Raw genomic sequence first — 23,126 nt, forward strand, 5'->3', positions numbered from 1 at the left:
GTTTAACCAATTAATTTATAGCCATGACTGCGAATATTTATAATTTGAATATCCGGGTCGTGGCTTAATTTTTTTCGGAGTTTTGTGATAAAAACGTCCATACTTCGTCCGTTAAAAAAATCATCATCACCCCAAATAGTTTTCAAGATTAGCGAGCGATCAACCACCTCATTTTTATTCTCAATCAACAGTTGTAATAGCTCCGCTTCGCGATGCGTTAAAGAGATAATATCTTTACCAATTGTAAGAATTTGCTTTGTAAAATCGAAAATGAATTTTCCTATTTCGAGTATTTTTTCTCCTTCAAAAAATTTCCGGTTGACTAACGCGTGAATTCGAACAATCAGTTCTTCCATGCTAAACGGTTTTCGCAAATAATCATTTCCACCAATGTTAAAACCGTCCACAACATCTTGAGTTTGCGACTTTGCCGTAAGGAAAATAATGGGAATTTTCGCATCTTTTTTACGAATTTCTTTGGCGACAGAAAATCCATCTTTTTTGGGCATCATCACATCCAAAACTAAAATATCAGCTTTTTCGGTAGCATATTTAGCCAGAGCTTCTTCTCCATTTTCACAATGCACCACGCTAAAATTGCGGGTTTCCAAACTTTCCCGAACAATTTGCGCCAAAGCAGGCTCGTCTTCCGCCAAAATAATTTTAATTTTTTCCTTCATTGGGCAAAATGATTAAAAAAGTTGTGGGCAAGCATGACAGCAATTCGAGCGAACCATTGTGTTTTTCAATGATTTTTTTGGCATAAAAAAGCCCAATTCCAAAGCCTTTTACATCATGTAAATTTCCTTTCGGAATGCGGTAAAACTTATCAAAAACCTTATCACTTTGGCTTTTATCAATTCCTTTTCCATTATCTGATACGCTTATTTTTATTTCCGCTTTCGCAAAATTTATCCGTACTAAAATTTCGTTTCCACCGTATTTCACGGCATTGTCAATTAAATTTGAAATCGCATTTTCCAAATGAAAAAAGTCGGCATCAATTACAATTTCATCTTCCTCCGAAACAAAATTAATGACTTTATCTTGGGCAATAATTTGATGTTTTTCACAAAGATTTTTGACCATCAATACCAAATCGTTTGTTTCTTTTTTCAACATCAGTTTTTCGGTATCTATCGAAGCTGTTTCTAACAATTTCTCAACAATTAGCTCTAATTTTTTTAACTGATTTTGAGAAATATCAAGGTATTTTCTTGTTTTCTCTGGATCGTTATTTTCGTTAAAATGTTTTAATGCTTCGAGTGCTGTGGCAACAGTAGTAATTGGCGTTTTAAATTCGTGGGTAATGTTACTAATCAAATCGTTTTTAATTTCGTCGGCTTTTTTTTGGTGTTTGATTATATTAAGCAAATAAATTAAACAAAAAATTATGGCTGAAGAAAGCACCAATGATAAGATAATTTCCATTATGCTGCGTTGCAAAATCTGAATTACAGGATTGCTAAACTTTAGTTTCAATTTCATTCCGTTACGCAAATAACCTGAATTTCCTTCTACCATTAAAGGTAAAGCAGCTTGATTGTTACTTTGATAATTTGCTAATATTCTTTTATCTTTTACCTGCAAAATTTCATAATCTACATTTATATTTTTTCGCGCAGATTCCAGCTCGAAAACTTGTGAAAGTTTATTAAAATCAATTGAATCATTCCTCACAGAAATAATAATTTTATTCACCAAATTTTCTAATCCCGAAATGCTATCAACTTCTTTTCGCCCTTTAAGAACTTGAATACTTTGTATTTCTGACGGATTTTCTATTTTCGGAAAATTACTTTGTACCAACTCATCCGATTTCGTTTCTTTCGAACTCGTTTCACTAAAATTAATGGCTGTAACTTTCGCATTACCCTTCAGTTTTCTTTTTGGAAAAGATTTGGTAAAAGCAGAATCTTTCAATACATTTTCAAAAAAACCCTCTCTGTTTTGCCCATCTTTTCCTACAAATGCAACCACCTGATTAAGTGCGTCTTTTGAATAGTATAACTCTATTCCATTATCAAATGCCGCTTGCACATCGGAGACAAAACGTGTTTTATTTTCTTGATAATTTTTTACATTCCAAAAAATTTGGACGCTAATGGTGGCCAAAATCGTAATGGAAATAAATAAAATGATAATATTGTAACTGCTTTTTTTCATTGTTTCAAAAATAAAAACAAAAACAATAGATTTTAAGCTGTTAACGAACGTTAACTTTGGTTAACGCAAAGTGTGGATTTTTGTAAGGAAATTTGAAACATTAATCTAAACTTTATAATTATGATACGAGCACTTTATTATTTGGCAATTTTTTCTATCACCGCAATTTTAAACATTGCTTTTGCGCAAGATTTTCAAGGACAAGCCATTTACGAATCAAAGACGCAAATGAAGGATAAAGTAAAAATTAAAAGTTCAGATATGACTCCTGAAATGATTAAGAGTATGGAAGAACAAATGGTAAAAATGTTTGAAAAAACGTATGTTTTAAATTTCAACAAAACGGAATCGGTTTTTACCCAAGAAGAAAAATTAGAAACACCAATTGCCGGAGAAAATTCAGTGATGTTTAAAGGCGGTAGTGACGGAATTTCTTATGTAAATGTCAAGGAAAAATTATTACTTGTGTTTGAAGATCGATTTGGTAAAGAATTTACAATTGCTGATTCACTACCGAACTGGAACTGGAAAATTGAAAGCGAAACTAAAAAAATAGGAAATTACCTTTGTACTAAAGCTACAGCAACAGTGCCACCATCGGCTAAAGCCATGAATAGATTTAAGGAACAGCAAGCCAAGAAAGCTAATGGTGAAACAATGATTTTTAGTATGGGCGAACCAAAAGAGCAAATTCACACCGTATGGTTTACACCAGAAATTCCGGTAAGTTTAGGGCCTAAAAATTATTGGGGTTTGCCCGGATTAATTTTAGAAGCTAATAATGGTAGTACCATTTACCTGTGCTCAAAAATTATCCTTAACCCTAAAGAAAAAACCGAGATTAAACGCCCTAACAAAGGTAAAAAAGTAAGCCGTGAAGAATACGTAAAAATCTTAGAAAAGCAATTAGAGAGAATGACAGATTCTAAAGGCAATATAAACATTCAAGTTGGTGGATAGTAACACTCCATTTTCATTTATTTCAAAAAATTAAACCCATGCATAAAATTTTTACCCTTATTTTTTTCTTTATTTTTTCAATTACGCAAGCGCAAAATATTCGGCTCGAAGGTTTAGTAATAGATGAAAAAGCAATAGGTCTTGAAATGGCAAATGTAATGGCAATTAACAAAACTACCAAAGCAATGGACGCCTATGCAATCACTAACGATAAGGGTAAATATGTGCTCCATTTAAAAGCGAATACGACCTATATTATTAAAGCAAGTTTTATTGGGTTTTCCCCAAATGAATTTGAATTAACAACTGAATTCGAAAATCTTATCCAAAATATAGTTATGTCCGAAGGTGTGGCGCTAGACGAAGTAGAAATAGTTCATGAAATGCCCGTTTCCATTAAAGGCGATACCATTATTTACAACTCGGATTCGTTTACCAATGGTACCGAACGCAAATTAGGCGACATTTTGAAAAAATTACCGGGAGTACAAGTAAACAAAGACGGACAAGTGGAAGTTGAAGGAAAAACTGTACAGAAATTAATGGTTGATGGTAAAGATTTTTTTGACGGTGATACTAAACTAGGCGTTCAAAATATTCCGGCTGATGCAGTTGATAAAGTTCAGGTATTGCGAAATTACAACGAGGTGAACCAACTAAAAGGACTAGAAAACAACGAGGAAAATATTGCTATGAACATCAAGCTCAAAGACGGCAAAAAGAATTTTTGGTTTGGCGATGTTACGGCAGGAATTGGCGTTGGTCATGAAGAATCTCGTTATATTGCGAACCCAAAATTATTTTATTACAGTCCAAAATACAGCGTGAATCTTTTGGCGAATGCCAACAATATTGGCGAATTACCGTTTACCATTCAGGATTATTTTAAATTTAGCGGTGGTTTTCGAAATATTATGCGAAAAGGAGGTACAAATTTTAGCGTGGCTTCCAATGATTTAGGCTTGTCGATGGTGAGAAATAATCGGGCAAAGGAAATTGAAACGCGTTTTGGAGCGGCAAATTTCAGTTACAACCCTAAAAAAAGCTGGACTATTAGCGGTTTCGGGATTATCAATTCTTCCGATACTGAAATGGAAATTGCCTCGCGGGAACAATTTCTCGATACTGACGGGAATGTGAATACTGAACAAATTTCGAGGGAAAATACATTTCAAAGGTCTAACCTAGGATTGTTCAAGTTAAGCTCAAGTTACATCCCAAACACCAATGTTCATTTTGACTATGACGCCTTGCTCAAAATTTCTTCCCAAGACGAAAATGTTGGATTATTTACTTCGGAAAACCGCCAAAACATTACAATTGACCAAGATATTTACACCCGAAAAAAACAAAAACCCGTTGCTTTTAATCAAAATCTAAATTATTATTATACGCTAAACGCAAATAATATTTTCGCCTTTGAGATACAACATATGTATCAAGAAGAAGATCCTTTTTACAATGCCAATTTACTAGTTCAACCCTTTGAAATTTCGGGTTACATTGCGGGACAAGACAGAAATAACATCAGTCAGAATCGTTTTATCAAAACCAATAAAATTGATACCAAGTTAGATTATTATTATATGGTAACCCCAAAAAGTAACTTGAATATCACACTAGGAAACACTTATTCTTATCAAAATTTTAATTCTCATATTTTTCAAATTTTGGACAATGCCGAAAAAAACGACCTAAATGCTTCGGTAAATAATAACGATGTAGATTTTGCATTTAATGATGTTTTTGTAGGATTACATTATAAATTTATTACTGGAAAATTTACTTTTAATCCGGGATTTTCAGTTCACAGTTATTTTATGAAAAACCAGCAAGAATCAGGTGATTTCGACCGAAATTTCTTCAGAGTTTTACCCGATGTTTATGCTTTGTACCAAATAAAAAAATCCGAAACATTGACATATAATTTTTCACTTCAAAATGATTTTACTGATATTTCTCAATTAGCTGAAGGCACAATTTTCTCGAGTTACCGCTCTCTTTTTCAAGGAAATAGAACACTTGAAAATGCTTTAAGTCAAAATCATTCGTTGCGCTATTTTAAATTCAATATGTTTGACCAAACTAATATTTCCGGGAATTTAAATTACAACCGAAGAATTGACGCCGTAAGAAGAATTGCTGCTTTTGAAGGAATTAATCAAGTGGCAACACCTTTTAATTCTAATTTTGCCGATGAAACTTTTACAGGTGCTTTGTCATACGGAAAATCTTTTGCCCGATATTACAAGGCAAATGCGAGTATTTCACTTGGTTGGGTAAAACAAAATAATATTCAGTTGAATCAAAACACAAATGAATTATTAAGAACGGTTAATGAAGTTTTTAACCAAAATTATAGCATAGGATTTTCTACAAATTTTAAAAACCTGCCTAGTATAGAACTTGCCTACACGCTTAGCATCAACGAATATTCGAATGCTACTTTTTATAACCATTCCCCTTCTGCCAACCTTGAATATTTTTTCTTGGACGCATTTTCGTTCAAAGCAGAGTACGAGTTTAACAAATATTTCAACAGCGAAAAAACCGTGGATAACACTTACGATTTTCTTTCGGCAAGTATTGCATATCAGCAAAAGAACAGCAAATTTGAATATCGATTGGCAGCTACCAATTTACTCAATACAACGAGTTTAAATGACGATAGCTTTAACCAGTTTTTTACCCGAACATCGCAATACCGTGTTCAGCCGAGATTTATTATTTTATCATTGCGGTACAATTTATAGGTAAAAGAAAATGGGGATTTTAATGTCCCCATTTTTTGTAATAAAATTGATAAAAATGAAGATAAATTTCATTTATATTCTAAAAGTTACCACCGGTCTTTGCGCATGATTTACTAAGTCTTCGCTAATGCTTCCGTTGAAGAAATGCGCCAAACCGTTTCGCCCATGAGTACTAATTCCTATTAAATCTGCATTAATGCTTTTGGCAAAATTCAACACTCCTTTTTCAACATTTGTATCATTATAAATATGAAGAGAATAATTATTTAAGTTAAACCCGGAAATAAAGTCGTTCATTATTTTCTGCGCAACATCCGTAGATTTAAAGCTATTTGGCGTATTAATCATTACTAAATTAAGATGGGCATCAAAATTTTGCGCAAATTTCACCACTTTGGAAAAAGAATTTTTAATTTCATCAGAAAAATCGGACGCAAAAACAAATTTACTCACGTCAAATTCTCCTTCATCACGTTTAATGACCAACACTGGAATTTCCGAAGAACGCACCACTTTCTCAGTGTTTGACCCAATAAAAACTTCTTGAAAACCACTTGCCCCGTGAGATCCCATTACAATTAAATCAACATTATTTTTGCGGCTGATATTAATAATTCCATCAAACGCCTTTTCAAATTGAATTACTTCTGAAACTTCAATTCCTTCGAGAAAAGGAAAATCCATCATGCTTTCAACACGTTCAATAGCTTTGTTCTTAAAAAACATTAATTCAGGAATATCACTTCCATGACCAATGGCATCGCTGCTTTGACCAGGAAGTTCAAGCATATGAAGTAAAATAATTTCACCATCATGTTTTTTGGCAATTTGGGCGGCAACACGCAGCGCATTTTCTGCATGCTCGGAAAAATCTGTAGGGACTAAAATTCTTTTCATAAACTAAGAATGTAAGGGTGTATGTATCGGTTTGTTTTTAATAAAATAAAGGTACGAATTTTATTTCAAATGAAACAATATCACAATGATTTTCAATATCTAAAAAAAATAACTATATTTGCACCGTTATTTATAAAAACCATTAAATAATGAGGGGACATTTGTCCCCTCTTTTTATACGAATATGACATTTAAGGAAAAAGTTGCGGATTTAGTCAACAAAGGTTTAGAAGAAAAACCGGCGTTATTTCTAATCGATCTTTCCATTTCCGAAGGCAATAAAATAATTGTAACTTTAGATGGAGATAATGGCGTAAATTTGCAGGACTGTATTGATATCAGTCGTGCCATTGAACAAAGCTTGGATCGGGAAGAAGAAGATTTTTCGTTAGAAGTTGCTTCGGCTGGAATTTCAGCACCATTGAAATTGGTTCGCCAATACAAAAAAAATATTGGCAGAAATTTAAAAGTAAAAACTGCCACTGAAACCATTGAAGCTAAACTTGAAGCCGCAGATGATGATAAAATAACGTTAGCCTGGACGGCACGCGAACCTAAAAAAGTGGGAAAAGGAAAAGAAACCGTTGAAAAAAAACAAGAAATTCCTTACTCCGAAATTAAAGAAGCAGTTGTTACAATAATATTTTAAAAAATAAAAAACTTGGCATGGAGAATATTGCATTAATCGAGTCATTTTCAGAGTTTAAAGATGATAAGCTGATAGATCGCGTAACATTAATGGCGATTCTAGAAGATGTGTTTAGAAATGCATTGAAGAAAAAATACGGCTCGGACGATAATTTCGATATCATTATCAATCCAGATAAAGGAGATATGGAAATTTGGAGACGACGTGTGATTGTGGCAGATGAAGATCTTGATTTTGAAAACGAAGAAATCACATTAACTGAAGCCAGAAAAATTGAGCCGGATTTTGAAATTGGAGAAGAAGTTTCGGAAGAAGTAAAATTAATTGATTTAGGACGAAGAGCAATTTTGGCACTTCGCCAAAATTTAATTTCAAAAATTCACGAACACGACAACACTAATCTTTACAAGCAATTTAAAGATTTAATTGGCGATATTTACACTGCGGAAGTTCACCATGTTCGCCCAAGAGCTGTGATTTTAGTGGACGACGAAGGAAATGAAATTGTTTTGCCAAAAGAAAAACAAATCCCTTCGGACTTTTTTAGAAAAGGAGACAACGTTCGTGGTATTATTGAAAATGTAGAATTAAAAGGAAATAAGCCACAAATCATTATGTCTAGAACTTCTGAAAAGTTCTTAGAAAAATTATTTGAGCAAGAAATTCCTGAAGTATTTGACGGCTTAATTACCATTAAAGGAGTGGTAAGAATTCCGGGAGAAAAAGCAAAAGTAGCGGTAGATTCTTATGATGACAGAATTGATCCTGTTGGCGCTTGCGTAGGGATGAAAGGATCAAGAATCCACGGAATTGTTAGAGAATTAGGTAACGAAAATATTGACGTTATTAACTATACTAACAATACACAACTATTCATTACCCGTGCTTTAAGTCCGGCAAAAGTATCTTCTATCAAAATTAACGAAGAGACAAAAAGAGCCGAAGTTTTTCTTAAATTAGAAGAAGTATCAAAAGCCATTGGAAGAGGTGGACACAATATTAAATTAGCAGGATTGCTAACCGGTTATGAATTAGATGTTATCCGCGAAGGTAATATTGCAGAAGAAGAAGACGATGTAGAGTTGACAGAGTTTTCGGACGAAATCGATGGTTGGATCATCGACGAATTTGCAAAAATTGGTTTAGATACTGCAAGAAGTATTCTGCGTCAAGACGTAGATGATTTAGTAAGAAGAACCGATCTTGAAGAAGAAACTATTAGAGAAGTAGTACGCATTCTAAAAGAAGAGTTCGAAGACTAAACAAAACAACAACACAACGCAATAGGTAATAATAAAAAGGTTTTATGTCTGAAGAAAGAGTAATAAGAATAAACAAAGTTTTACGAGAATTAAATATCTCGCTGGATAGGGCTGTCGATTATTTAAAAGACAAAGGAATTGCGATTGATGCAAATCCAAATGCCAAAATTTCGCAGCAAGAATTTAATATTCTTGAGAGCCAGTTTGCGGGTGATAAAGGTCGCAAAGAGGCTTCTATTGAAGTAGGGGAAGAAAAAAGAAAAGAAAAAGAAGCATTGCGTGTTGAAAGAGAAAAAGAAATTGAAGAGAAACGCAAGCAAGACGAGGAACGCCAAAGACAACAAGAAGTAATCAAAGCGAAAGCAACTTTGTCTGGTCCGAAACAAGTGGGGAAAATTGACCTTGAGCCAAAAACGCCAACTGTTGCGGAAACACCAAAACCAGAAACCGTTACAAAAACTCCGGCTTCTGTAACTCCTGAAAAAACTCAGGAAGAACTTGTAGAAAAAGTTAAAGAGGCAGAAAAACCATCTTCAGAAACACCTAAACCTCAGCCAAAACCAACAGAAGTTAAGGCAGAAACCAAACAACCTATTAAAGAGGAAACAAAACCTCAACAAACCCCTGCCGCTACAAATGATCAGCCTCAGGTGGATGAAATTACAACACAATACCAAAAATTATCAGGGACAACTTTTACTGGTAAAACAATTGACTTATCTCAATTTGAACGACCAAAAAAGAAAAAAGAAGACCCGAAAGCACAGCAAAAACCTGGAACTCCCGGAGCTGCTAATGCGTCAAATAACAATAAAAATAAGCGAAAAAGAATCCCTGGAAAACCTGGAACTCCTCAACAAGGACAAGGAACCCAAGGAAATCAACAAGGTCAAAACAGACCCGGGCAACAGAATAACAATCGAGGAAAACAAGGCTTTAATAAAGGAAATAACCGTCCTGTTGTAGCTAAAGTTGAACCTACAGAAGAAGAAGTTAAAAACCAAATCCGCGAAACCCTTGAAAAATTACAAGGAAAAGGCGGAAAATCTAAAGCGGCAAAATACCGTAGAGATAAAAGAGATACACATCGTCAAAAATCTGATGACGAACAAAGAGCGATAGAAGAAGGAAGCAAAACAATTAAAGTTACAGAATTCGTAACCGTTGGAGAAGTTGCAACTATGATGGATGTGCCCATTACAAAAGTGATTGGTACTTGCATGGCTTTAGGAATCATGGTAACGATGAACCAAAGGTTAGATGCCGAAACTTTATCTATTGTAGCCGATGAATTTGGTTACGAAGTAGAATTTATTACAACGGATATCGAAGAAGCTCAAGAAGTTGTAGAAGATAAAGAAGAAGATTTAGTATCTCGTGCTCCAATCGTTACCGTAATGGGTCACGTAGATCACGGAAAAACTTCCCTACTCGATTACATTCGTAAAGAAAATGTAATTGCAGGAGAATCTGGAGGAATTACCCAACACATTGGAGCTTACGGAGTAACGCTTGAAAATGGGCAAAAAATTGCTTTCCTTGATACACCAGGTCACGAAGCATTTACCGCAATGCGTGCTCGTGGTGCTCAAATTACCGATATTGCAATTATTGTAATTGCTGCCGATGACGACATCATGCCACAAACAAAAGAGGCAATCTCGCATGCTCAAGCAGCTAATGTTCCAATGATTTTTGCCATTAACAAAGTAGATAAGCCTCACGCTAATCCTGAAAAAATTAAGGAAAGATTGGCTTCTATGAACCTTTTAGTTGAAGACTGGGGTGGAAAATACCAATCTCACGATATCTCTGCAAAAATGGGAATGGGTGTGAAAGAATTACTAGAAAAAGTTTTACTTGAAGCTGAAATTCTTGATTTAAAAGCAAATCCTACAAAACCAGCTGTTGGTACTGTGGTTGAAGCACAGCTTGACAAAGGCCGTGGATATGTTACAACCGTTTTAGTACAAGCCGGAACTTTAAAAGTAGGTGATTATCTTTTGGCCGGAAAAAATCATGGTAAAGTTAAAGCCATGCATGACGAAAGAGGAAATGTCATCAAAGAAGCTGGACCTTCAACACCAGTATCAGTACTTGGTTTAGATGGAGCTCCAACAGCCGGAGATAAATTTAATGTTTACGAAGACGAAAAAGAAGCCAAACAAATTGCTGCTAAACGTACACAATTAATCCGTGAACAATCAGCAAGAACTAAAAAACATACAACACTTGCCGAACTTGGACGAAGAATTGCATTAGGTCAATTTAAAGAATTGAACATCATTATTAAAGGTGATGTGGATGGTTCGGTTGAAGCATTGGCGGATTCATTCTCAAAACTTTCTACTGAAGAAATCGAAATCAAGATTATTCACAAAGGAGTTGGAGCCATTACCGAAAGCGATGTGAACTTAGCTTCAGCATCAGATGCGATTATCATTGGATTTAACGTTCGTCCTGCCGGAAGTGCGAAACAATTAGCTGAAAAAGAAGAGATCGACATCAGAAGTTACTCAATTATCTACGATGCAATTGATGATTTAAAAGATGCAATGGAAGGAATGCTTTCTCCAGAATTAAAAGAGGAGGTCACCGGAACGGCAGAAATCAGAGAAACTTTCAAAATTTCGAAAGTGGGAACCATTGCAGGTTGTATGGTTACTGATGGAAAAATCTTTAGAAATTCACGCATCAGAATTATCCGCGAGGGCGTTGTAGTTCACACTGGAGAATTGGCAACACTGAAACGTTTTAAAGACGATGTAAAAGAAGTTTCTAAAGGATATGATTGTGGTATTCAAATCAAAGGCTACAATGATATTGAAATAAACGATACCATAGAAGCTTACCAAGAAGTAGAAGTGAAGAAAAAATTGAAATAAAAATCAATTGATACTAAAATGCCTCAAGTGAATTTGAGGCATTTTTTTTTGTAAAAAATTTATTTAGATTGTACAATTTGCATAAAAAATTCCCGCGAAATTTCTCTAGCTCCCAAACTTTCTAAATGAGAATTGTGAACTTGGCAATCTAGTAATTTGTAGTTTTCTCGTTTCAAATATCCCACCAAAGCCGTAAATGCCACCTTTGAAGCATTCGATACTTTTGAAAACATACTTTCGCCGCAAAAAATATTTCCCAAATCTATTCCGTATAAACCGCCAACTAATTTATCATTTTGCCATACTTCAATTGATTTTGCAAAACCTAAATTATGCAATTGTGTGTAAGCCGCAATCATTTCTTCGCTAATCCAAGTACCATGTTGTCCGCTTCGTTTTATTTTGCTACAATGTTGAATGACATCGTAAAAATTTTGGTTAAAAGTGACCGAGAAAATATTTCGGTTTAAAATGTTACGCATGCTTTTAGAAACCTTAAACTCTTCAGGAAAAACCACCATTCTTTCTTTTGGAGACCACCATAAAATAGGTTCATCTTCGTCAAACCAAGGAAAGATCCCGCTTCGATAAGCTAATATTAATCTTTCTGGAGACAAATCACCACCAACGGCCAAAATACCTTCTGGCGATGCTTCACTTACATCAGGAAAAAATAATTCTTTGCTTAAAAAATACATAAACGTGTTGGAAATAATTTTGAACAAAAAAAATTAGAAACCAAAATGTACTCATCTCGATTTCTAATCTTTTATTATTATTGGCTAAAAATTAAAACGGCAAATCATCTTCTTGATTTTCGTCATAACTTGGAGCTGGCGCAAAAGCCTGAGCTTCTGGCATTGGCGGTTGTTGCACTTGTTGAACTGGAACTGCAGGTTGTACTCGTTCAATTCTCCAACCTTGAATACTGTTAAAATATTTGGTTTCGCCCTGTGGATTAACCCATTCGCGACCACGAAGATTAATTGAAACTTTCACTAATTCACCTGGGTTGTAACTGTTTAACAAATCACATTTGTCTTGTGTAAACTCAATCATAATGTGCTGCGGATATTGCTCTTCTGTAGTGACAACCAACTCTCTTTTTTTAAAAGAGGCGCTAACCTGTTGTTCTGGATTAACGACTTTCACTCTTCCTGAAACTTCCATAATATCAATTGTTTTTATTTATTTACCTGGCTTTTAAACCAATTTTTCTGTTCTTATTTTTTTTCGGACAAAAGCACTTTCCAAGCTGTCATCACATCATTTTGATCTAAAAATTCTTTTGCCATAGTGTGAATTTTTTGGGTATCATCAGAACTTAAAACGCCTTTCACAGCAAAACTTTCCTGTACAAAGATAGCAACTTCTTCACTTGTAGGCAAAGCTTCTACGTTTCCTAATTTACCCAAATCATTTCCATTAAAAACCGTGCTTTCTTTGATAAATTTCGGAATATTATCTACTCCAATCCCCAAGGTTGTCAAAGGCTTTTCTACTTCAAACAAACTTTCGGACGAACGTGAATACCAATTTCCGCCCAAACGTGAAACCAAATCTATTTTGTGCTGGTCAATATTTCCGTTTTCGTCTAAAATTTCTTCGGAAATATGCATTTTCAAAATTTCGCATATTACTAAATTTCCAGCTCCTCCTCCATCGCCTAAACTCACAATATCATTCACTTTACATTCAAACTGAACCGGTGATTCTTTCACCCGGAAAGGTTGTACCACCTCCGAAGATAATTGTGTGAAACCCGCTTTCAAAAATTCATTTACACCGTCGGCATATTCTGTACTCGAAAGAGACGTTTGTTGCACCATGTCATAATTAACTACGTTAATTACCACTTCACGCGTTTTTTCTACGTTGAGCAAAGTGTGTTTCACGGTATTGTCTCGAACGCGTCTTGATGGTGAAAATATCAAGATGGGTGGATTAGTGCTAAACAAATTAAAAAAACTAAACGGTGACAAATTTGGATTTCCGTTTTCGTCTAAAGTACTGGCAAACGCAATAGGTCTCGGACCAATGGACGACTGCAAATAACCGTGAAGTTTTGGTGTAGTGATTTCTTTAGGATCAATACTAATCATGTTTTTTCGTTTTAAACAAAAATAAGAATTTGAAATCAGTCATCATTACAATTTCACCAAGACTTGTAAACAATTTTGAAGTTTTAGTATATTTATATCCAAATAAAAATTTATGCAGTTTTCCGAAAAAAGAAATCTTACCCGCTGGATTATCATCATTGCTTCTTTTATCATTGTCACGCTAATTTTGTGGAATACTTACATTTTTTTTCAAATATTTAAAAAAGAGGAACGGTTGAAGATGCAGGTTTGGGCGGAAGCTCAGCAAACGCTTCTCAATGCAAATGAGTTTACCGAGGTTGAACTGCCACTTAAAATATTAAATTATAATTCTACCATTCCGCTGATTTTAACGAACAGCAAAGATAGTATTTTAGATTCTCGAAATATTGACTCATTAGTCGTTCAAGATGTGGCTCAATCTAAAAAAATGCTCAACCAATTTAAGAGCGAAAACGAACCGATTAAAATTTCGTTTGATTCCAACAAATACAATTTATTGTATTACGGAAATTCGGAATTGTTAAATAATTTAAAATATTACCCTATTGCATTTTCGCTAATCCTACTGCTTTTCGGGCTTTTAGTTTACAACTTTTACCGGGCAAACCGAATGGCAACGCAAAATAAACTTTGGGCTGGAATGGCTAAAGAAACCGCACATCAAATTGGGACACCTTTGTCATCGCTTTTGGGTTGGATTGAAATCATGAAAGCAGACAATGTAGATGAAACTACAGTTACCGAAGTAGAAAAAGATGTGGTAAGGTTGCAAACCATTGCGGATAGATTTTCAAAAATTGGTTCAGAACCGGCTTTGGAAAAACGCAATATTGTGAACGATACCGAACAATCTTTTGATTATCTAAAATCTAGATTTTCAAAACAAATAGACTTCAGTTTCAAAGCACCTTCTCATGAAATTTTTGTCAATATCAATCCTATTCTGCACAGTTGGACCATAGAAAATTTGGTAAAAAACGCCATTGACGCTATGAAAGGTAGAGGGAAATTGTCGATAGAAATTGAAGACGATCCGAAATATGTAAAAATAAAAGTGAAAGATTCCGGCAAAGGCATTCCGAAAAATCAATTCAAACGGGTTTTTGAACCCGGATTTACCACCAAAAAACGCGGTTGGGGATTAGGACTTTCGCTTACCAAAAGAATTGTAGAAGAATACCACGCGGGAAAAATTAAAGTTTTTTCATCAGAAGTTGGCAAAGGAACTTGTATGTTGGTAAGTTTAAAAAAAATCGATTAGTAACGAAGATTAAAATATTGATAATCAACATTATCCGGAACAAAAAAAATCACAAACTTTAAAAATAAAATCTGTGATTTTTCTATCATCGTTAGCAAAAAGCAACCTATATATTTCTTGAGATATTTTCTGCCAATTCTTCAAATTCTTCTTTAGAAAGTTTTACTTTATTTTGAAAACGCATTTCATCCATTTCATTCAATGGAATCAAATGAACATGAGTATGCGGCACTTCTAAACCTATAACTGACATCCCAATTCTCTTACACGGAATGGTTTTTTCCAATGCAATTGCTACTTTACGAGAAAAACGCATCAAGTCCAGATACAAATCTTCGCTTAAATCAAAAATTTTATCCACTTCTTGTTTTGGGATGCAAAGCGTGTGGCCTTTCGCATTTGGATTCACATCTAAGAAAGCCAAAAAACGATCATTTTCCGCCACTTTATATGCCGGAATCTCGCCGTTAACAATTTTTGTAAATATCGAACTCATGGTTTTTAAAGTTTAGAGTTAAATTTAAAGGTTGAAGGTTTAAAGTTTATAGCCTAAATCTCAATTCTTAATTCTTAATTCTTAAATTTAATCTCTGGAGATTTCTAAAATTTCAAATTTCAACACGCCGTTCGGAACATTGATTTCTGCCACTTCACCTACTGATTTCCCAAGCAATCCTTTACCAATTGGCGAGGTTACCGAAATTTTGCCTGACTTTAAGTCAGCTTCACTTTCGGCCACCAAGGTGTAAGTCATCTCCATATTATTGGTTTGGTTTTTAATTTTCACTTTAGAAAGCACCAATACTTTTGACACATCAAGTTGTGACTCATCAATTAATCTTGCGTTAGCATATACCTCTTCCAGCTTCGAAATTCTCATTTCTAATAATCCTTGAGCTTCTTTTGCAGCATCGTATTCGGCATTTTCACTCAAGTCACCTTTATCTCTAGCTTCGGCGATAGCGGCAGAAGCCTTAGGACGTTCAATGCTTTTAAGCTGTTCCAGTTCTTCCTTTAATTTTTTTAAGCCTTCTGCTGTATAATAAGATACGTTACTCATAATTTCATCGTTTATATAAATAGAAAAAATCCCATCTCGACGGGATTTCTTTCAAACAAAGATAGTGTTTTTATTTCAATAAAAATTTAAAATTATTTCAATGGAAAACCAAAGTTAATTAATTTAAATTTGTTCCAGCGAAATCTTACCTAAAAAATAAACATGAAAAAAATTGCCTTCCTCCTTCTCACCATCATCACGCTCCTTTCTTGCGAAGGCGATCGTGTAAACCGCAGAAACCCTTACATTCCTAACTATGCCGTTAATTTAGAACTCAACCTCTCTCTCCCAACTTATAATACATTACAATTTACCGGAAATGCATTGCTTATCAACACCGGAAATTCCGGTCTCAACGGGGTAATTGTTTTTAATACCGGAAATGGCATCGTAGCTTTTGACGCCACTTGTCCTAACCAAATTCCAACTTCTTGTTCACGTTTAGAAATTAGTATTCCGCATTTAATTTGCCCTTGCGATGGAGTTCAATATAATTTATACACAGGTTTACCAAATGCCGATCTTGAGTATCCTTTAAAACAATATCGCGTTACCGTTGCAGGAAATATCATACGCATTACCAATTAATTTTTTTTGGGCGTGCCCCTCCGAGGCGGGTCGGGTTTTCCGCTGTATCTTTTCTCCATAATCCCGGATAAAAATCCGGATAATCGAGAAAAGGATGCCGCTTCAACCCCTCACGCAACCCCTGCTCAAAACAAAAAATAAAAAAACCGGCAAGTTGGTGGTAAAATTGCCGGTTGAAAGTGCAAATCAGGATATTTGCTTAAAATTTTAAAGTCAACCCAACCAAGAAATTAATACCCGCCTGAGGATAAAATCCGGCACCTTCATAAGTAATTCCTTCATCATCATACGTGTAAAAATATCCGTTAGATTCATATTCATAATCAAATATATTATTCACCAATCCACTAATTAATATCGATTTGAAAATAGAATTGGTTTTAATTTCATAAGCTACATTTAGATCACTCACTGAATAACTACTCAATTTACTCGTTTCGGAGTCAATATTACCCATAAATTGTTCTCCCACAAATTTGCTCAACAACGAAATTTGCAAGTTTGGTAAAGGCAAATAAGTCACCGCATTAGCGGCAATTAGACTTGGCGAAAACGCAATATCTGTATTGCCTAAGTTCTGTAAAGTTCCATTGCGTTCGAAGAAGAAATCTTTATTTTTGTTAGAACTTACCGTAAAATTCGGACGGAAAATAAATTTTTCCCCAACATATAAAAAAGCATCTACTTCTAAACCTAACCGGTAACTTTTTCCGGAGTTTTGACGAATTGGAGCCCCAACTTCATCTAAAGATCCAGTTAAAACCAGTTGATCTTCATAAGCCATATAGTACCCGTTTACATTAATTTTTACTCTTGGCGTGTTGTACCTCCAGCCTAATTCAAAGTCATTTAATTTTTCCGGTCTTGGTGTTCCTGATTCATAATCGCTTCGGTTGGGTTCACGATTGGCACGAGCATAACTGAAATACAAATTATTTTGCTCATTAGCATTGTAAGTGATTCCGGCTTTTGGGTTAAAAAAATTAAAATTATCATTTACGATTCCGGTGTCATTTCCGTTGGCGTTGTAGGTTACATTTCGGAATTGCATATCGCCAAACAAACTTAATTTTTTTGAAACGGCTACGTTAATTTTTGCAAAAACATTGGCGTCAGTTTTTGTAGCGTCGTCATCATAATACTGATAATTATTTTCCGGTAAAACCACGCTTCTGGTGTATAAAACATTTCCAAAATGGCGGCCTTCATATTTGTTTGCACCACCACCCAAAATAAAATCTACTGTTTCATTTTTATAATTGGCTGAAAAAGTCGTTCCATAAAAATCGTTGTCTAACCATTTTCTTCTCACCAAATCACTTTCTGTAATTTCTTGTCCCTCAATAATTTGTGGTGATATATTATAATCGCTTAACGTTTCGCCTTGTTTGTAATTTTCAAAAAACCCACGACCGATGGTATAGTGAAAAGCCAAATTGGTACTCCAATTTTGAGTCCAACGTTCGTTCCAATGCAGTTGGTAATGATTTTGCTGGTAATTGTCAATTTCATTGTCATAAAATCGAAGGTTTCCTGCATCATCATAATATTCTCCGGCAGTATTGTAGGTTCGGTCGTTTTGTAATTTTTCCGGATCCTCCAAACCATTCCAGGCTTGATATGTTTTTTCGGTCCCACCAAAAACCAAGGCTTTAATTAAAGTAGTTTCGCCAACAAAAGTTCCCTGAAAAAAATACGATTTTAAATCGGATGAAGCGCGATCGATGTATCCGTCAGACTTGATGTTAGAAACTCTTCCCGCCAATTCAAATTTGTTGTTCATTAAACCTGTGCTGAACTTTACGGTGTGTTTTCGGGAATTAAAACTTCCAAAGGAATTGGCAATTTCGCCATTGGCTTCATGTGAAAAAACATCAGTTAATAAATTTAAACTGGCTCCAAAAGCACCAGCTCCATTGGTAGAAGTTCCTACACCACGTTGTAACTGAATACTTTGTACGGATGAGGCAAAATCAGGCATGTTGACCCAAAAAGTGCCTTGCGATTCCGAATCGTTGTAAGGAATTCCGTTGAGGGTGACGTTTACGCGTCGAGAGTCAGAACCTCGAACAGAAATTGCGGAATATCCAATTCCGTTTCCAGCATCGGAAGTGGTGACAACTGATGGTAAAAAATTGAGTAACAACGGAATGTCTTGCCCGAGATTTCGGGTTTCTAATTCTTTTTTGGTGATGTTTGAAAATGTTACTGGCGTTTGCGAGGTTACGCGAACGGCTTGCACCAAAACTTCATCAATATTGGTGGTTTTTGTGGTGTCGATTGCAGCGGGATTGTTTTGTGCTTGCGCTGAAAAAAATGTTCCGGTTAAGCACATTACGGTTGCATGAAGGATTGTAGCGGAAAGCCCGGAGACAGAAAAGCTACTTTTTTCCCGACGCGAAAGAGCGACCAACGGAAGCTCCTTTTGTGGCGTTGGAAAAATTGCTTTTTCTGTTGAGGACTTGAAGCGAAAAGCCTGACCCTTGTGGTCATGCCAAAATTTTTGGAATAAAAGTTTCATTCGTAAAAAATTATACGAATAAAAGGGGCAATTACTCTGGTGGTTAACAATTATTTTATGACAAATTTTGAAGCGTGCACTCTTGAAGATTTGTCGTTTCCCTTGGCAGCATTACCTGCCCAGGTTCGTTGGGTATGATCTCAGCTCGTTTTTTTTTGAGCACCCCTTTGAGACGTTGCGAAATTAATTATAAATTTTTAAAAATCGGGTTTTTTGCGGTTTTGTTTTTTTTCGGAAAGGTTTCGTTTGGATTGAATGCGTTTTTTGATGACGGCTCTGGGTACTTTTGTGGCTTTGCGTTCTTGTGGGATGACAAGATTTTTTTGAAGTAGGTTTAAGAATCTTTTGGTTATAATTTCTTTGTTTTTGAGTTGGCTTCTGTCTTCGTCGCAGTTTAGAATTAGAATTTTATCGTTGGTCAAACGGTTTTCGAGGTTTTGTTCGAGCAATAATTTTTCGTGGTCAGATAAGGCTTTCGAATTTAATAGATCGAAAGAAAGCACGACTTTTGAAGCGACTTTATTGACATTTTGGCCGCCAGCTCCACTGCTTCGGACGGCTTTGAAATTGAGTTCTGAAATTATTTTTTGTTGATCCATTACTGGGGTTGATGTGCGGGTTTTAATAAATCGTTTACGGTTTTTACAGGATTGAAAGTGATGAGTGGTACTTCTACAAAAATGGTGATCCAGTTGGCCATTGCCCCGTTCCAAAGCCCGGGAAGTTCATAGGCTTTGATGGGTGTTCCGTTTTTGGTTTTTTCTACGATAAAGCCGCTGTTTGGGTCGATAAATTTTTTGAGATCAAATTTTTTTCCTTGGTAATTTTTTACTGAACAAACTAGGTCAACCGGGTTAAAATGTGTGGCACTTTCGAAAATTTTTTGTTGTTGTAAATTCGTTAAATCTACTTGTGAAGATTCAACTATTTGTAAAGAAAAATTTCCATTGGTGTCTAAAATCCAGAACGGCCCTCCTCCGGGTTCGCCTTCATTTTGCACCATTCCACACACGCGAATAGGTCTGTTTAAAATTTCTTGTAAATGTTGTATTTGGCTTTGCAAGGTAAATTTTGAAAAATCTTTATTGACTGACAACGACAGATTTTCGATAATAAATTTTTTAATTTCACTGACTTCTTGAGCGGTGATTTTGCCATCAAGCTTTTCGCAGCACGAAAATATTTTTGTCCGTAACTCGAGTAATAAACCTGCCAGAGCTTTCTTGTAGTTAGAGATGATTTGAATGTGATTTTGGATTACATTGTCAATATTTTTGATAAAAATAATATCTGCTGAAAGATGGTTTAAATTCTCTATTAACGCTCCATGACCTCCAGGTCTGAAAAAAAGTTGATGGTTTTGGTCGCGAAACGCATTATTTTTAAAATCTACTGCTAAAGTATCGGTTTTTTTATGTTGATATGAATAACTGACATTGATGGAAACCAACGAATGTTCTTCGATTTTTTGCTTACTTTTTTCCACCGTTTCAATAAACTCCTCTTGATGCTCTTGGGAAAGGGTAAAATGAATATTTCCAGCATTATTGGAAGTAGCGTAAGCTACTGTTTCATTGAGGTGTTCCTCGATTGGGGTTGCAATGTGTTCTGGATATTGATGAAAAGGTAATACAGCTTTAGGTTTGCTGAGGTAGTCAAAATCATCATGATGTAACAAACTTTTAATCAGGTAATACATTTTAAAATCTTTGCTAAACTTGTCATAACCTTGATATTTAGCCTTGGTATAATTGAGCAATGATTCGTAAAACGGAAATTTTTCTAAACCCACCATGAACACAGGTAATTGATTGCATTTACTTCGGTTGATGTATGCGTTTATAGTTTCTTTGCCTAAGTTATAATCATTTAAAAATTCGCTTAAAAATTTGAACATTCGGCTTGCGGCTCCGGATGCGGGAACAAATTTTTGGAGCTGTAACTGGTGTTTTTCAGAGTCAAAAAACTGGGAATATTGATTAACTTTTTCTGCAGTCAACGCCGTAATTCCGTTTTGTAAGGAAGCGGGTTTATGCAGGATCATTTTCGGAATTCCATCTGAAAATTGCTGTTTCTGCCATTTTATATCGTTGAATGAAATTCCGTTTTGGTATGCTTGCAAAAAATCTTTAGAGGAAAAGTTAAGTTGTTTAGCCAATTTTAATTCTTGAAGTGCCTTAGTGGCTTGTGCTAATCGCTGTTCTTGATTTCCAGATAAAATTATAAATGTATTATTTGTATTTTGAAGTGCTTCTAAAAATTTCTCACGCAACAAGGGGCGATCGTTTGGCTTATCTCGTAAATCATCTGGCTCAAACGGAACGTCAATATCAGTAAAAAATGTGAGGTCATATTGATGATTTTGAGCTGCTTTGTCGATAGCAGCATCGCAAAAACCGTAATAAATTTCCGAAAAAACTTTGGTACACAAAAGGTTAGTATCGCAAAAAACAAAATCTCCAGGCATTGCCAATGCTTTGTTTTCTAAATCAATTTGTCCTAAAGCAATGGGAATTAAATCTTCCGGTTGGCAAACTTGTTGCTTCTCATCCCATTTTTTTTGCAAATATTCTCGAGCAAATTCCGCCACCCAAACCGATTGAAAAACACTTGACAACTGTTTTGCCAACGTAGTTTTCCCGGTGGATTCTGGCCCGTAAATTGCTATTTTTATTTTATCGGTTTCCCGTTGTCTAAAATTTTCTTCCATTCGATATAAGCCATTACAGCCAAAATTGTAAAAAACACATATTGTAATGATAACATTCCTAATCCTCGGTAGGCATATAAAGGAATAGCAATGAGATCACCAATAATCCACAGCGTCCAGTTTTCAATTTTTTTGAGCGCCATATACCACATTCCCGTAAAAAATATTCCTGAGGTTAGAATGTCAATATAATTTTCGGGACGGATTTCTGCATCAAAAAGGCGATAAACCACGTATGTTACAACAATAGTAAGAAAAAATAACAGAACTCCAATGATTTTTTGGCTGGTATTTGTTCGAGAAATTTTAAAAACTTTTTCGTTATTTTTAGTTTGTGACCAATTAATCCAACCGTAAAAACTCATCACCGAAAAATACAGATTGAGTGTCATATCGGCAAAATAGCCTGCTTGAAACAAGAGATAAACGGTTATTGTAGTAGCTATAATTCCTGTGGGATACACTAAAATATTTTCTTTTTTGGCAAAAAAAACGCTGGCAATACCAAAGATAAACACAATAATTTCCAGTATAATATCGATTGTGGTTTTTTCTTGGTAGACTTCGAGAAAAAAATCAATCATGTGTAAAGTGTGTAAAAAAATGAATATTATTTTCAAAAGCAGTCCCAATCACCACCAAATCAGCTCCTGCCGAATAGGCTTCCTTGATTCCTTCGAAAGTGTTAATACCACCACCCACAATTAGAGGAACGGAGATATTTTTTGCTACCAAATTGATGGTTTCCAGAGGAACGGGTAATTTTGCGCCACTTCCTGCTTCGAGATAAATAAGTTTATTGCCCAAAAATTCTCCCGCAATTGCGGTATCTGAAGCGATGTTCGAATTATGACGTGGTAATGGAATGGTTTTACTAACTGATGATACCGCCGTTGCATTCCCACTTTCGATTAAAATGTATCCGGTGGAAATAATTTCCAGAGTTGATTTTTTTAGAATTGGTGCTGCTTTTACTTGATGCTCTATTAAAAAATCTGGGTTTCTACCCGAGATTAAAGTTAAAAACAAAATGGCGTCAGCGTTTGAAGAAATTTGCGAAGGGTTTCCAGGAAAAAGTACAACTGGAAGTCTTGTATTATTTTTTATTTCTACAATAATCGAATCAATGTTGGAAACATCCCCAGAACTTCCTCCCACAAAGATATGTGTTGCTGGCGATTGGTTAATTTGTACAATTGTTGTGAGAATTTGATTGATGTCAATTTTATCGGGGTCGAGCAAAATGGCCAATAATTTTTTACCGGATTGTTTGGCTTGCAGAATTTGTTGGTACAGATTTGTCATGATT

The 23,126-nt window shown here is 35.2% G+C and carries 20 protein-coding genes; 7 read left to right on the forward strand and 13 right to left on the reverse strand.

The window, feature by feature from the left end; genetic code table 11:
- Positions 1–2: 2 nt before the first annotated feature.
- Complete coding sequence (locus GV828_RS01025) at positions 3–680, reverse strand: response regulator transcription factor (RefSeq protein WP_166535604.1); 678 nt, start codon at positions 678–680, stop codon at positions 3–5.
- On the reverse strand, positions 664–2,166 hold the full coding sequence (locus GV828_RS01030; protein WP_166535605.1) for a sensor histidine kinase: 1,503 nt from the start codon (positions 2,164–2,166) through the stop codon (positions 664–666). Before GV828_RS01030 ends, GV828_RS01025 begins: the two co-directional genes overlap by 17 nt.
- Positions 2,167–2,286: 120 nt before the next feature.
- Between GV828_RS01030 and GV828_RS01035 the strand changes: the two genes are divergently transcribed.
- The gene (locus GV828_RS01035) at positions 2,287–3,126 is read left to right on the forward strand and encodes a GLPGLI family protein (RefSeq protein WP_166535606.1); all 840 of its coding nucleotides are present in this window, start codon (positions 2,287–2,289) and stop codon (positions 3,124–3,126) included.
- 38 nt (positions 3,127–3,164) lie between these two features.
- On the forward strand, positions 3,165–5,879 hold the full coding sequence (locus GV828_RS01040) for a carboxypeptidase-like regulatory domain-containing protein (RefSeq protein ID WP_166535607.1): 2,715 nt from the start codon (positions 3,165–3,167) through the stop codon (positions 5,877–5,879).
- 72 nt (positions 5,880–5,951) lie between these two features.
- Here GV828_RS01040 and GV828_RS01045 read toward each other — a convergent pair whose 3' ends face one another.
- Positions 5,952–6,776 carry a universal stress protein gene (locus tag GV828_RS01045; protein WP_166535608.1) on the reverse strand — a complete coding sequence of 275 codons (825 nt, stop codon included), beginning with the start codon at positions 6,774–6,776 and terminating at the stop codon, positions 5,952–5,954.
- A 184-nt stretch (positions 6,777–6,960) separates the two neighbouring features.
- Here GV828_RS01045 and rimP point away from each other — a divergent pair, with 184 nt between their 5' ends.
- From rimP to infB, 3 genes are read left to right on the forward strand one after another with little or no spacing between them, the layout of a single operon-like run.
- Positions 6,961–7,425, forward strand: a complete 465-nt coding sequence (gene rimP / locus GV828_RS01050; RefSeq protein WP_166535609.1) for a ribosome assembly cofactor RimP — start codon at positions 6,961–6,963, stop codon at positions 7,423–7,425.
- A 17-nt stretch (positions 7,426–7,442) separates the two neighbouring features.
- Positions 7,443–8,687 carry a transcription termination factor NusA gene (nusA, locus tag GV828_RS01055; protein ID WP_166535610.1) on the forward strand — a complete coding sequence of 415 codons (1,245 nt, stop codon included), beginning with the start codon at positions 7,443–7,445 and terminating at the stop codon, positions 8,685–8,687.
- 44 nt (positions 8,688–8,731) lie between these two features.
- Positions 8,732–11,572: a translation initiation factor IF-2 gene (gene infB / locus GV828_RS01060; RefSeq protein WP_166535611.1), complete on the forward strand. Its 2,841-nt coding sequence runs from the start codon at positions 8,732–8,734 to the stop codon at positions 11,570–11,572.
- Positions 11,573–11,631: 59 nt separating this feature from the next.
- On the opposite strand, the gene aat is transcribed toward infB, so the two are convergent.
- From aat to GV828_RS01075, 3 genes are all read right to left on the reverse strand, one after another.
- Positions 11,632–12,270, reverse strand: coding sequence for a leucyl/phenylalanyl-tRNA--protein transferase (gene aat, locus GV828_RS01065; RefSeq protein WP_166535612.1), 639 nt, complete (start codon positions 12,268–12,270; stop codon positions 11,632–11,634).
- A 91-nt stretch (positions 12,271–12,361) separates the two neighbouring features.
- Entirely contained in the window at positions 12,362–12,742 is a 381-nt protein-coding gene (locus GV828_RS01070; RefSeq protein ID WP_166535613.1) for a DUF3127 domain-containing protein, read from the reverse strand.
- A 53-nt stretch (positions 12,743–12,795) separates the two neighbouring features.
- Positions 12,796–13,674 carry a flavin reductase family protein gene (locus GV828_RS01075; RefSeq protein WP_166535614.1) on the reverse strand — a complete coding sequence of 293 codons (879 nt, stop codon included), beginning with the start codon at positions 13,672–13,674 and terminating at the stop codon, positions 12,796–12,798.
- A gap of 112 nt (positions 13,675–13,786) precedes the next feature.
- On the opposite strand from GV828_RS01075, the gene GV828_RS01080 reads away from it, so the two are divergent.
- Positions 13,787–14,938, forward strand: coding sequence for a sensor histidine kinase (locus GV828_RS01080; RefSeq protein WP_166535615.1), 1,152 nt, complete (start codon positions 13,787–13,789; stop codon positions 14,936–14,938).
- A gap of 106 nt (positions 14,939–15,044) precedes the next feature.
- Here the strand turns inward: GV828_RS01080 and GV828_RS01085 are convergent, their stop codons facing one another.
- Positions 15,045–15,434 carry an HIT family protein gene (locus tag GV828_RS01085; protein WP_166535616.1) on the reverse strand — a complete coding sequence of 130 codons (390 nt, stop codon included), beginning with the start codon at positions 15,432–15,434 and terminating at the stop codon, positions 15,045–15,047.
- 87 nt (positions 15,435–15,521) lie between these two features.
- Positions 15,522–15,998 carry a transcription elongation factor GreA gene (greA, locus tag GV828_RS01090; protein WP_166535617.1) on the reverse strand — a complete coding sequence of 159 codons (477 nt, stop codon included), beginning with the start codon at positions 15,996–15,998 and terminating at the stop codon, positions 15,522–15,524.
- 162 nt (positions 15,999–16,160) lie between these two features.
- Here greA and GV828_RS01095 point away from each other — a divergent pair, with 162 nt between their 5' ends.
- Positions 16,161–16,586: a Rieske (2Fe-2S) protein gene (locus GV828_RS01095; protein ID WP_166535618.1), complete on the forward strand. Its 426-nt coding sequence runs from the start codon at positions 16,161–16,163 to the stop codon at positions 16,584–16,586.
- 199 nt (positions 16,587–16,785) lie between these two features.
- Here GV828_RS01095 and GV828_RS01100 read toward each other — a convergent pair whose 3' ends face one another.
- The 5 genes from GV828_RS01100 to GV828_RS01120 all read right to left on the reverse strand — a co-directional run bounded on the left by GV828_RS01100 (position 16,786) and on the right by GV828_RS01120 (position 23,122).
- Positions 16,786–18,921: a TonB-dependent receptor gene (locus GV828_RS01100; protein ID WP_166535731.1), complete on the reverse strand. Its 2,136-nt coding sequence runs from the start codon at positions 18,919–18,921 to the stop codon at positions 16,786–16,788.
- Between the two features lie 383 nt (positions 18,922–19,304).
- Positions 19,305–19,706, reverse strand: coding sequence for an alternative ribosome rescue aminoacyl-tRNA hydrolase ArfB (arfB, locus tag GV828_RS01105; protein WP_166535619.1), 402 nt, complete (start codon positions 19,704–19,706; stop codon positions 19,305–19,307).
- The gene (locus GV828_RS01110) at positions 19,706–21,817 is read right to left on the reverse strand and encodes a DUF4301 family protein (RefSeq protein ID WP_166535620.1); all 2,112 of its coding nucleotides are present in this window, start codon (positions 21,815–21,817) and stop codon (positions 19,706–19,708) included. Before GV828_RS01110 ends, arfB begins: the two co-directional genes overlap by 1 nt.
- Positions 21,778–22,401, reverse strand: coding sequence for a nicotinamide riboside transporter PnuC (gene pnuC, locus GV828_RS01115; protein WP_166535621.1), 624 nt, complete (start codon positions 22,399–22,401; stop codon positions 21,778–21,780). Before pnuC ends, GV828_RS01110 begins: the two co-directional genes overlap by 40 nt.
- Positions 22,394–23,122, reverse strand: a complete 729-nt coding sequence (locus GV828_RS01120; protein WP_166535622.1) for a geranylgeranylglyceryl/heptaprenylglyceryl phosphate synthase — start codon at positions 23,120–23,122, stop codon at positions 22,394–22,396. The genes pnuC and GV828_RS01120 overlap by 8 nt, the downstream gene beginning before the upstream one ends.
- Between the last annotated feature and the right edge of the window lie 4 nt (positions 23,123–23,126).

The sequence above is a fragment of the Flavobacterium ichthyis genome (genome assembly GCF_009915155.1).
Lineage (GTDB): Bacteria > Bacteroidota > Bacteroidia > Flavobacteriales > Flavobacteriaceae > Flavobacterium > Flavobacterium ichthyis.

What these genes read in the sequence shown, in the direction of transcription:
- GV828_RS01085 (WP_166535616.1), bottom strand. Translation starts at nt 15,434, where the DNA reads ATGAGTTCGATATTTACAAAAATTGTTAACGGCGAGATTCCGGCATAT.
- GV828_RS01110 (WP_166535620.1), bottom strand. Translation starts at nt 21,817, where the DNA reads ATGGAAGAAAATTTTAGACAACGGGAAACCGATAAAATAAAAATAGCA.
- GV828_RS01070 (WP_166535613.1), bottom strand. Translation starts at nt 12,742, where the DNA reads ATGGAAGTTTCAGGAAGAGTGAAAGTCGTTAATCCAGAACAACAGGTT.
- GV828_RS01095 (WP_166535618.1), top strand. Translation starts at nt 16,161, where the DNA reads ATGAAAAAAATTGCCTTCCTCCTTCTCACCATCATCACGCTCCTTTCT.
- GV828_RS01120 (WP_166535622.1), bottom strand. Translation starts at nt 23,122, where the DNA reads ATGACAAATCTGTACCAACAAATTCTGCAAGCCAAACAATCCGGTAAA.
- aat (WP_166535612.1), bottom strand. Translation starts at nt 12,270, where the DNA reads ATGTATTTTTTAAGCAAAGAATTATTTTTTCCTGATGTAAGTGAAGCA.
- GV828_RS01030 (WP_166535605.1), bottom strand. Translation starts at nt 2,166, where the DNA reads ATGAAAAAAAGCAGTTACAATATTATCATTTTATTTATTTCCATTACG.
- rimP (WP_166535609.1), top strand. Translation starts at nt 6,961, where the DNA reads ATGACATTTAAGGAAAAAGTTGCGGATTTAGTCAACAAAGGTTTAGAA.
- nusA (WP_166535610.1), top strand. Translation starts at nt 7,443, where the DNA reads ATGGAGAATATTGCATTAATCGAGTCATTTTCAGAGTTTAAAGATGAT.
- GV828_RS01025 (WP_166535604.1), bottom strand. Translation starts at nt 680, where the DNA reads ATGAAGGAAAAAATTAAAATTATTTTGGCGGAAGACGAGCCTGCTTTG.
- GV828_RS01080 (WP_166535615.1), top strand. Translation starts at nt 13,787, where the DNA reads ATGCAGTTTTCCGAAAAAAGAAATCTTACCCGCTGGATTATCATCATT.
- GV828_RS01100 (WP_166535731.1), bottom strand. Translation starts at nt 18,921, where the DNA reads ATGTGCTTAACCGGAACATTTTTTTCAGCGCAAGCACAAAACAATCCC.
- pnuC (WP_166535621.1), bottom strand. Translation starts at nt 22,401, where the DNA reads ATGATTGATTTTTTTCTCGAAGTCTACCAAGAAAAAACCACAATCGAT.
- greA (WP_166535617.1), bottom strand. Translation starts at nt 15,998, where the DNA reads ATGAGTAACGTATCTTATTATACAGCAGAAGGCTTAAAAAAATTAAAG.
- GV828_RS01045 (WP_166535608.1), bottom strand. Translation starts at nt 6,776, where the DNA reads ATGAAAAGAATTTTAGTCCCTACAGATTTTTCCGAGCATGCAGAAAAT.
- arfB (WP_166535619.1), bottom strand. Translation starts at nt 19,706, where the DNA reads ATGGATCAACAAAAAATAATTTCAGAACTCAATTTCAAAGCCGTCCGA.
- GV828_RS01075 (WP_166535614.1), bottom strand. Translation starts at nt 13,674, where the DNA reads ATGATTAGTATTGATCCTAAAGAAATCACTACACCAAAACTTCACGGT.
- GV828_RS01040 (WP_166535607.1), top strand. Translation starts at nt 3,165, where the DNA reads ATGCATAAAATTTTTACCCTTATTTTTTTCTTTATTTTTTCAATTACG.
- GV828_RS01035 (WP_166535606.1), top strand. Translation starts at nt 2,287, where the DNA reads ATGATACGAGCACTTTATTATTTGGCAATTTTTTCTATCACCGCAATT.
- infB (WP_166535611.1), top strand. Translation starts at nt 8,732, where the DNA reads ATGTCTGAAGAAAGAGTAATAAGAATAAACAAAGTTTTACGAGAATTA.